At 70.9% G+C, this 10,382-nt stretch carries 6 protein-coding genes; all 6 read left to right on the top strand.

The features are described from left to right. Positions 1 to 49: 49 nt before the first annotated feature. Complete coding sequence (locus QN350_RS06880; RefSeq protein WP_322137622.1) at positions 50 to 1,060, top strand: MoxR family ATPase; 1,011 nt, start codon at positions 50 to 52, stop codon at positions 1,058 to 1,060. After that, entirely contained in the window at positions 1,057 to 2,436 is a 1,380-nt protein-coding gene (locus QN350_RS06875; RefSeq protein WP_322137621.1) for a DUF58 domain-containing protein, read from the top strand. Before QN350_RS06880 ends, QN350_RS06875 begins: the two co-directional genes overlap by 4 nt. Further along, on the top strand, positions 2,433 to 4,823 hold the full coding sequence (locus QN350_RS06870; RefSeq protein ID WP_322137620.1) for a transglutaminaseTgpA domain-containing protein: 2,391 nt from the start codon (positions 2,433 to 2,435) through the stop codon (positions 4,821 to 4,823). Before QN350_RS06875 ends, QN350_RS06870 begins: the two co-directional genes overlap by 4 nt. Next, positions 4,820 to 5,551, top strand: coding sequence for an FHA domain-containing protein (locus tag QN350_RS06865; RefSeq protein ID WP_322137619.1), 732 nt, complete (start codon positions 4,820 to 4,822; stop codon positions 5,549 to 5,551). Before QN350_RS06870 ends, QN350_RS06865 begins: the two co-directional genes overlap by 4 nt. A gap of 143 nt (positions 5,552 to 5,694) precedes the next feature. Further along, entirely contained in the window at positions 5,695 to 8,943 is a 3,249-nt protein-coding gene (locus QN350_RS06860) for an FtsK/SpoIIIE domain-containing protein (RefSeq protein ID WP_322137618.1), read from the top strand. 226 nt (positions 8,944 to 9,169) lie between these two features. Continuing rightward, the gene (locus QN350_RS06855; RefSeq protein WP_322137617.1) at positions 9,170 to 10,381 is read left to right on the top strand and encodes a spermidine/putrescine ABC transporter substrate-binding protein; all 1,212 of its coding nucleotides are present in this window, start codon (positions 9,170 to 9,172) and stop codon (positions 10,379 to 10,381) included. The last annotated feature ends 1 nt before the right edge of the window (position 10,382 follow it).

Below are 10,382 nucleotides of genomic sequence, written 5' to 3'. Positions count from 1 at the left end.
CGATGAAGACCCGAAAGACACCGAGATGACTATTCCAAGGACCGGACCGATGAACGCCCTGACGACCCCGACCGACCAGGCGGCGCCCGCGACAATGACGGCCGGGCAGGCCGAGCAGTTCGCCGAGGTCTTCGAACGGCTCGTCTCCGGGGTCGAACGGGTGCTGCTCGGCAAACACCACGTGATCAGGATGGCTTTCACCGCGCTGCTCAGCGGCGGCCACCTGTTGCTCGAAGACGTGCCAGGCACCGGCAAGACGAGCCTCGCCCGGGCGATCGCGCAGAGTGTCCAGGGCGCCAGCAACCGGATCCAGTTCACGCCTGACCTTCTCCCGGGGGACATCACCGGCGTCAGCATCTACGACCAGCGCAGCGGCGCCTTCGAATTCCACCGCGGACCGGTGTTCGCGAACATCGTCCTCGCCGACGAGATCAACCGCGCGAGCCCGAAGACCCAGGCGGCGCTGCTCGAGGTGATGGAGGAGGAACAGATCACCGCGGACGGGGTGACGCACCCCGTCGCCGAACCGTTCATGGTGATCGCCACGCAGAACCCCGTCGAGCAGGCGGGCACCTACCGGCTGCCGGAGGCCCAGCTCGACCGCTTCATCATGAAGGCGTCGATCGGCTATCCCGACCATGCCTCGACAATCCGGATCCTCGAGGGCGCCGGACGTCGCGCACACGCGGTCGTCATCCCGGCCGTCGTCTCCGCCGCGACGGTCGTCGAACTGGCCGCGCTCGCCCGGACGGTCCACGTCGACCCCTCGATCAACGACTACGTCTCCCGCCTGGTCGACGCGACGCGCACGAGTACCGCGGTTCGTCTCGGTGCGAGCGTGCGCGGGGCCCTCGCCCTCATCCGCACCGCGAAGACCCTCGCCGCGGCCAACGGGCGGCACTACGTCATTCCGGACGACCTGAAACAGCTCGCGGAGCCCGTCCTCGCGCACCGGCTCCTGCTCGATCCGGAGGCCGAATTCGACGGTGTCACACCCTCGAGCATCATCGCCCGCATCCTGATCGAGACCCCTCCGCCGGGGGACCGGCAGTCCGCGTGAGCGATCAGGGCGGCGCAGATTCGAACGGCCTCGGCGAGGACACCGCCGACGGCCGTCTCGCCGCGCTGCTCGTGCACTCGGTCCGTGCCGTCCGGGCGACCGTCGCACGGTCGGCGAGGACCTGGCGGCTCGCCACTGCCGTCGTCACGGTCCTCGGCTGGAGTGTGCTCGCATCCGCCGCCCTCGCCCTCGGGGCCGGCTACCTGCTCGGCTGGACCGAACTCGCGGTGCTCGGCTGGGCGGGACTCGCACTCGTGCTGGCCTCATTCGGTTTTCTCTTCGGGCGCAACGCGTACCAGATCCGGCTCAGGGTCCCGGTGGACCGGGTCGTCGTGGGGGAGAGAGTTCCCGGTGAACTGGTCGTGCTCAACCCGAGCGGCCGCCGGCTGCCGGGCGTCGGGGTCGAGGTTCCCGTCGGCCTCGGCCTCGCCGAGTTCGCGATGCCGGGGCTCGCCAGGGGCGCACGCTTCGAGGACGTCTTCATCGTCCCGACCCTGCGGCGCGGGATCATCCCGATCGGTCCGGTGCGGACGGTGCGCGCCGACCCGGTCGGTCTCGTACGTAGGGAACTCGTCTGGGCCGAACGGGTCGACCTCTTCGTGCACCCGCGCACCCTCCCGATTCCGAGTATGAGCACCGGGTTCATCCGGGACCTCGAGGGGCACCCCACCCGTGACCTCACCAACCTCGACATGTCGTTCCACGCCCTGCGCGAATACGTGCCGGGGGATGAACGACGCAGCATCCACTGGAAGAGCACGGCGAAGACCGGCCGCCTCATGGTGCGCCAGTACGAGGAGTCCCGGCGCAGTCACCTCCTGGTCGCGCTGAGCCTCGCCGCGGACGACTTCGCCGACGACGAGGAGTTCGAGCTCGCCGTGAGCGTTGCGGGTTCGCTCGGGGTACGGGCGATCCGCGACGCGCGCACGGTGTCCGTGTTCACGAGCGCCGGTGCACCCGGTGCCGGCCGCCCGGGCGCAGCCCGCGAAGGCGAGGGGCGGCACCGGCCGGGCCGTGGCGGCGCCAGGCGGCGCCCGGCGGCCGAACGGCTCAGCACCCTGACGAGCACGCGCCTGCTCGACGACCTCTGCCGGGTGGACCGCACCGCCGACGCGCTGCCCCTCGGCGCACTCGCGCAGTCCGCAGCGGATGCCGTCGCCGGCATTTCCGTCGCCTTCCTCGTGTACGGCTCCACCGTGAGCCTCGCCGAGCTGCGCGCAGCCGCCACCCACTTCCCCGGCGGGGTCGAAGTCGTGGCCGTCATCTGCGCGACAGAGTCCGTTCCGAGCCTCCGGCGGGTCGCCGACCTCACCGTGCTCACGATCGGCTTCCTCGAAGACCTGCAGCACAGCCTCGCCAGGGGGGTCGCCGCATGACCGGGAAAGCGGCACCCGGCCGGTCGCGCGCATCCGCCGCCTCCATCGCCGGCAATACGACCGCCCTGCTGCTCGCGACACTGGTCGCGGCCGTGCCGCTCTGGCCGGTCTATGCGAATCGCGAATTCGTGGTGCTCGTCGTCGTCGCCGCGGCGCTCGGTTCGGGCATTGCGATCCTCGGGACGGTGTTCCGCTGGCGGGCGTGGCTCGTCTCGCTCGTCACGGTCGCGGTGTATTTCCTCGTCGGCGTGCCGCTCGCAATCCCCGGAGAGGCGACGCAGGGCGTGGTGCCGAGCTTCGCCGGGCTCGGCGACCTCGCCGTGGCGACTGCGCTGAGCTGGAAAGAGCTCGTCACGATTGTGCTCCCGGTCGGGTCGTACCAGGCATTGCTGGTACCCGCCCTCATTCTCGTGCTGTCGAGCACCGTCGTCGGGCTCTCGATCGCCCTCCGGGCACGGATCGGCGAGCTCGGCGCCCTCGGACCGATCGCGCTCTACCTCGCCGGGATCGGTCTCGGGCCGACCGTGGGGTTCGCCCCGATCGAAACCGGTCTCGCTCTCTTCGTCGTGCTGCTGTTCTGGCTGCTCTGGCAGCGCGCGGCACGTCGGCGGGCCCTGCTCGGTCTTTCCGGCGCCCGGCAGTCCGCGCGGACCCGAGAGACGGGAGCGGCACGCCGGCTCAACGCGGCCCGCGGAGCGCTGTCCGCGGCGCTGATCACCGCGCTCGCGATCGGGGTCGGCACCGCGGCTGCCGTTGCCTTCCCGGTGCAGGTACCCCGGGACGTCGTCCGGGCGCGCGTGCAGCAGCCCTTCGACCCGAACGACTATCCGAGCCCGCTGAGCGAATTCCGCAGTTACCTGCAGCCGGGGCAGGCCGACTCCGTGATGCTGTCGGTGACCGGCCTACCGGACGGGGGACGGCTGCGGCTCGCCGCCCTCGATTCGTACAACGGAATCGTCTACTCCCTCGACGGTGCGGCGAACTCCTTCACCCGCCTGCCCGACCGGCTTGACCAGAGTGGGGTCGCCGGGGACCCGTCGTCGATCGCCGTGACCATCGACGGGTACGCGGGAGTCTGGGTCCCGGGGACCGGGCAGCTCGAACGCATCCGCTTCGCCGGGAAGACCGGCACGGCCAGGGCCGACGCGTTCTACTACAACGACGGAACGGGGACCGCCGCCGTTCTCGGGGGGCTCAACGCCGGCGACTCCTACACGGCCACCGCGGTCGTGCCACGGGCGCCCGGATCGCTCGCGACGCTCACGCCGGGCACGGCTGCGCTTCCCGCTCTCGAGGCCCTGCCCGACTCCGTCGAAGAGGCGCTTGCGGGATATGTTCGCGCGGGGGACCCGCCCGGCGTGCAATTGCAGGCCATGATCGACGGGTTGCGGGCGGACGGATATGTGAGTCACGGTATCGGTGTGGACGAGCCGGTGAGCCGGTCGGGCCACGGACTGGACCGGATCAGCCAACTGTTCACCGACGAGCCCATGCTCGGAGACGCCGAACAATACTCCGTCGCGGCCGCGCTGCTGGCGCGTCGGCTGGGTTTCCCGGCCAGGGTGGTCATGGGGTTCGCCCCGCAGCAACGCGGAGGCGCCGAAGACGGGGCGTCGCCGGTGGTGGTGCGTGGGGCCGATGTGTCCGCGTGGATCGAGGTCCAGACGGCGTCGGACGGCTGGGTGACGATCGACCCCACTCCCGCCGTGCGGGATGTGCCCGAGAAGCAGCCGGACCGGCCCCAGATCGTGTCGCGACCGCAGACCGTGGTTCCGCCGCTCGTTCCGAGCGTCACGGCACAGCGCGACCCCGCTACTCCGGAGAATGCCGTGGAAACGCCACCGGCCCCGCTCTCCCCGCTGATGGCGCTGCTCGTCACCGTGCTGACGATCACCGGCTGGACGCTTCTCGCCGCCCTGGTGGTCGCCGGCCCGTTCCTGGTCGTGATCCTCGCGAAGGCACGTCGGCGCAGGCTCCGCCGTGGCAGGGGCGGGGCGCTCGACCGGGTGCGCGGCGGCTGGCGAGAATTCGCGGACACCGCTGCGGACTTCGGCATCGATGTGCCCGTCGGAGCGACCCGACTCGAACTGGCCGAGGCGGTCGGCGGAGAGCCGCCCGTTGCGGCGGCGGTCGCGGTCGACCGGGCGGTTTTCGCGCCGGGGCGGCCGAGCGACGCCGTCGCAGACCAGATCTGGAGAATGGTCGGAGACCTGCGGTCCGCGCTTGCCGCCGGGCGCACCCGCAGGGACCGGCTCAGAGCCCTCATTTCGCTGCGGTCGTTCGCTCGCTACGCTGGGAGGGCATCCGTTCCACCTGCGAATCGGGGCACGCCGAGCGGGCACCGGGTTTCCCGCCCCGACCGGCCGAAGGAAGGAGCCGTTTCGTGAATTGCCTGATCTGCGGGGCGCCGCTGAGTGTCGGTGCCATGTTCTGCGGTGAGTGCGGCAGTTCGACGAAGGCCACCCCGAAGACGCGCAAGCGCCACGATCCGCGTCCGAACGACACCACGATCATCCAGCCGCTGCGACCCCGGCCGACCGTTGTCTCGATTCCGGTGAGCACCGCTGCGGCCGGCCCGGGATCCCCCGAGGAAGCTGGGCCGTCCGCCCCGCCGCGTGCCGTGACGTCGCCCGAAGCCGAAGCCGAGGCCGAGGCCGAGGTCGAATGGTCGTCACCGTTCGCACCCGGGCGTCGCCTCCACCCCGTGAACCCCGCGCCCCCGTCGCGTCAGGGCGCGCACGCCCACGGATCCCACGTCGCCCTCACCGGTGGCGACACCGCAACGGCAGGAAGCGCCTTCGTGCTGCAGTTCAGCACCGGGGAGGACCTCGAAGTGCGCGGCACCGGACTGATCGGACGCCGGCCGATGCCCCAGCCGAGCGAGCACTTCGACCGTCTGGTGCAGATCGTCGATCCCGGGATGTCGGTGTCGAAGACCCACCTCGAGTTCGGCCAACACGACGGCGAACTCTGGGTCAACGACCGTTTCTCGGGCAACGGCACCGTCATCCGCCGCCCCGACGCGACGATGGTGCGCTGTGAGCCCGGCCGCCGCTACCTCGTGCCGCGCGGATCGCGTGTCGAGATCGGCGACCAGTACTTCCAGGTCAGCTGAGGATCTCGCGGGCAGGCGAGCGACATTCCGTCGGCCGGGTCGCCAGGAGGGCGATTCTCCTCACCAGCCAGACCGCCCCGCTCCCCGTGCACGGATGCGGTCGGTCGCCCGTGTGAGTGCTCTTCCGGTGTTCTTCTGGCCGGGTGACCGCCACCTTCCTTGCTGACGAACCGCTGTCGTTGCCCGCCTCGCCGACGGAACCCGCTCCCGCCGCGTTCCCGGTGATCGCCTCCCTTGCGCCCCTCGTGGCGGCCGGCGTGATCTGGTTCGTGACCGGTTCGCCGTTCGTGCTGTTGTTCGCCGTGCTCGGCCCCGTGATCGCCGTCGCGAGCATGGTCGACGGACGCCGGGCCGCCCGCCGTACCCGCCGCCGCGATGCCGCCGCGCACGCCGTTGCACTCGCCCAGCTGCGGACCGCGGTCAGCGAGCGGCAGTCCGAGGTGCGGCGGCGCCGCCGGCGGGAGACCCCGTCGGCGTCCCAACTTCTCGAAACGCCGGACCGGGCATCCCGCTGGAGGTCTCGGACCGCGGGGGGAATACCCGTAGTGCTGGGATCGGGCAGCGCGGCGAGCGGTATCCGTCTCGAGGGAACCGGCTCGGAGCGGGAGCTGCGGGCCTGGGCCGCCACACTCACCGATGCACCCATCACGGCGGATGCCTCCGGCGGCGTCGCCCTCGTCGGGCCCGCCGCCCTCGTGCGCGCGTTCGCCCGGGCGCTGCTCGTTCAGCTTGCCTTCACCCTGGCGCCCGACCGATTCGCCCTCGAACCGGTTGTTGCGGATCGGCCGGACGACGACTGGGCGTGGACAGGGGCTCTGCCGCACACGACCGGTGCGGGCGGCGTAGCGCACTCGGATCCCGTGACGGCCGCTGGGCCCGGTGACCGCAGAAGCACCGGGGAGGCAGCCCGGAAGGTTGTCCTGCTTCGGTTCACCGGCATCCCGGTTGCCGGCAACCACGCTCCCACCGTCGAACCGCCACCGGGACACCCGCGGGTGCCCTGGCTGCTGCTGGCCGCGGACCTTGTCGACGTGCCGCCCGGCTGCGCGACGGTCGTGCGTCTGCACAGTGCGACCCGGGCCGAGGTGCTCTTCCTGGCAGAATCCGAGCACCCGGAAAGCCCAGGGAACCCTGCGGATCATGGGTCTCTACGGGGGTCGGGCCAGCTCCCGGACTTTCGGCCGGAGTTCGTCACGAGGGAACAGGCGCTCGGCTTCGCCCGGCTGCTCCGAGAGCGTGCTGCGACGGCGGGGCTTCTCGGCGGGCATCGTGCATTACCCTCGCGGGTGACGCGCGCCGACCTGGCCGTGCTCGCCCGGCATCCGCTCGCCGCGGTGCGGGAAGCGGCCGGCCGGGAGGGACTGGCCTGCGCGATCGGTGTCGGCACCAACGGGCCGGTGACGCTCGACCTGGTCGGCCAGGGGCCGCACGCCGTCGTCGGCGGTACGACGGGGAGCGGCAAGAGCGAGCTGCTCGTGGGCTGGGTCTGCCAGATGGCCGAGGAGCGGTCGCCCGACGAGGTCACGTTCCTGCTCATCGACTTCAAGGGCGGTGCCGCGTTCCGGCCGCTCGCGGCGTTGCCGCACTGTGTCGGGCTGGTCACCGACCTCGACGGGCGGCAGGCGGAGCGTGCCCTCGCGAGCCTCGCCGCGGAGCTTCGTCACCGCGAGCGCGTGCTCGCTGCGGCAGGAGCGCGGGACCTGGCCGAACTGCGTGCCCTCGGCGGGCCGGGGTCGCCTCGACACGAGCCAGGGAAGAACGCACTGCCGCGGCTCGTGATCGTCGTCGACGAGTTCGCGACCATGCTCGCGTCGTTTCCGGAACTCCACGCCCTCTTCGTCGACATTGCGGCCAGGGGCCGATCGCTCGGAGTGCACCTGGTGCTCTGCACGCAGCGCCCCGCCGGAGTCGTGCGGGACGCCCTGCTCGCCAATTGCACCCTGCGGATCTCGCTGCGGGTCAACAATGCGGCGGACAGTCAGGCCGTGATCGGGACGGACTCAGCCGCCGCCATTCCGGCCGCCGCTCCCGGTCGGTCCCTGATCTCGTGGGGAGACGGCGGTCCGGAGCCTTGCCAGGTCGTCGTCACCTCGGCCGCGGAGATCGAAGCCCTGGCCGCGGCTGCCGGGACAGCCGGTGACGGAGGGGCTGTGCGGCCCCTGCCCCCTCGCCGGCCCTGGCTCGACCCGCTTCCCGCCCGGGTGAACCTCGCCGACCTCGACGGGCTCCCTGACCTCGGCAGGCCCGATTGGGAGACACATGCGCCGGACCGGACCCCGGCCGCGGAACATGGATTCCGCTTCGGACTGATCGACGAGCCGGACCGGCAACGGTACAGCGTGGCCAGGTACGGCCCAGGGGACGGCAACGTGTTCGTCCTCGGGGGAGCACGGAGCGGCAAGACCTCGGTGCTCGCCGTCTTCGCGTCCCAGGCACGCGCCGCGCACGAGCGGTTCGGCTGGCCCCCTCCCGACGTCGAAGCGGTCTGGGACGCCCTCACCGAGGCGCGCGGCTGGATCGACCGGGGAGGCGCTGGCCGGGTTCGCACCGATCGGACCGGCGAAGGCCGGGACCGCCGCGCCGGCCGGGCGAGGCTCCTGTTGCTCGACGATCTTGATTCGGTCTGTGCCCGCTGGGAGCCCGACCACCGACAGGCGGCCCTCGAGTGCCTCGCGAGCCTGCTCCGCGACGGACTGCCGCTCGGAATGCACGTCCTGATCACGGCGCAACGCCTCAACGGGCCGCTCCAGAACCTGGCGGCGCTGTGCCAGGACCATCTGCTGCTTCGCCTTCCCGATCGCGCCGAACACCTCGCGGCAGGCGGGCAGGCAGCCCAGTATGACCCGGCCCTTCCCCCCGGCGGCGGACAGTGGCGCGGCCGGCGTATCCAGGTGCTCGCCCCGGAGCGTGCGGTGACGGGCAGTGCGGTACCGGACGGCGCATCGCAGGTCGGCGCTGTCGGGGACCGTGCGGTGACCGGCCCCGAATCGCGCGCGACTGCGACCGTTCTGGGTCTCGGGGCGGGCGATTCGATCATCCTCGTCAGCGGGTCCCCGGCCCGGGCGGCCGCAGATCTCCGAGCGGATGCCGCGCGCCCGGACATCGTGGAGCTGACGGCTCGAGCCGCTGCCGTCGACACCGAGGCAGCCCTGGCGCGGCCGGGAGCGGCGACCGTCTTCATCGGGGATGCCGAGACGTGGCAGGCCAACTGGTCGCTCCTGGCCGCGCTCCGGGTGCGTGCTCCCCTCGTCTTCGACGGGTGCACCCTCGCCGACTACCGCATGCTGACCCGCCGGCGAGATCTCCCGCCTCCCGTTGCACCCGGCCGCGGGCATCTCTGGTCCCTGTCGCCCGAAGGCAGACTCAGCCGGGTGGCCTTCGGCCGAACGTGAGCGGCTGTCCGTCCGGGGTCATCCGCTCACCCCGGCCGAGTCCCGTTCAAGCGCCCTTTTCGAGTGCCAAACGACCCCGATACTGCTGATTTCGTGACAACTGCGTTACGTAATTGACGATTTGGACACTCAGCCGTGACTAACCGGCCGCGTTGTGTCAGTATCTAGCAACTCACCCGTCGCCGTGTGGGTGTTCGCTCGCCGAAACCGCAAGGAGACCCCAGACATGATGCCGAGGCCGTTGCCAGCCGACCCGATGATTCGCCAGCTCGTCCGCCAGGCCCAGCAGGCCACCCTGGGCCGTCGCACATTGCTCGCGGGGGCCGGCGCCGGCGCCGCGGCCCTCGCCCTCGCCGCGTGCTCCACCGGCGGGGCCGCCAAGCCCTCCGCGGCCGCCGATGTCTCCGATGCGGACAAGACCATCCGCTGGGACAACTGGGCGCTCTACATCGACGTAGACGACGCCGGCAGCTACCCCACGCTCGAGGCGTTCACCGCGGAAACCGGCATCAAGGTCGCGTACACCGAAGCCGTCGACGACAACAACACGTACTACGGCAAGGTCAAGGACCAGCTCGCCCTCGGCAAGGACATCGGCGCCGATGTCGCGTGCCTCACCGACTGGATGGTCGGCCGGCTGATCCGCTTCGGCTACACCCAGGGCCTCGACCACGCGAACATCCCCAACCTCAGCAACCTGGTTCCCTCCCTCAAGGACGTCGACTTCGACCCCGGCCGCTCGATGAGCGTGCCCTGGCAGGGCGGCTTCGCTGGGATCGCCTGGAACAAGGAGAAGCTCCCCAACGGCTTCACGTCGGTCTCCGAGCTGTGGGACCCGAGCCTGAAGGGCCGGGTCGGCGTCCTCTCCGAGATGCGCGACACGATGGGCCTGATCATGCTCGACCAGGGCGTCGACATCTCCGGAAAGTGGGGCGACTCCGAATTCGGCGCCGCGATCGACGAGTTCAAGAAGCAGGTCGCCAACGGCCAGGTCCGCAATATCAAGGGCAACGCCTACAAGGAGGACCTCGTCAACGAGGACACCCTCGCCGCCATCGTCTGGTCTGGTGACATCGTGCAGCTCAACGCCGAGAACGGCGACAAATGGGGCTTCGCCGTACCCGAGAAGGGCGGAACGCTCTGGAACGACAACTTCATCGTGCCGATCGGATCCCCGCGCAAGAAGAACGTCGAAAAGCTCATCAACTACTACTACGAGCCAGCGGTCGCGGCCGAGGTCGCCGCATACGTGAACTACATCACCCCGGTCGCCGGCGCGAAGGAGGCCGCAATGGCGATCGACCCGGAGCTCGCGAACAACCAGCTGATCTTCCCCGACGACGCGACCCTCGCGAAGGCGCACGTGTTCCGTACCCTCGACGGGACAGAGGAACAGAAGTACGGCGCCGACTTCCAGTCGATCCTGCTGGGAGCCTAGG

It is taken from the genome of Cryobacterium sp. 10I5, assembly GCF_035019865.1.
In the GTDB taxonomy this organism is placed as follows: Bacteria; Actinomycetota; Actinomycetes; order Actinomycetales; family Microbacteriaceae; genus Cryobacterium; species Cryobacterium breve_A.
Note: the sequence above shows the minus strand (reverse complement) of the source record. Positions and strands in the feature narration are given on the sequence as shown.

Bases quoted from the DNA above. Each gene is read 5' to 3' on its own strand.
- QN350_RS06880 (WP_322137622.1), top strand. From the start codon at position 50: ATGAACGCCCTGACGACCCCGACCGACCAGGCGGCGCCCGCGACAATG.
- QN350_RS06870 (WP_322137620.1), top strand. From the start codon at position 2,433: ATGACCGGGAAAGCGGCACCCGGCCGGTCGCGCGCATCCGCCGCCTCC.
- QN350_RS06855 (WP_322137617.1), top strand. From the start codon at position 9,170: ATGATGCCGAGGCCGTTGCCAGCCGACCCGATGATTCGCCAGCTCGTC.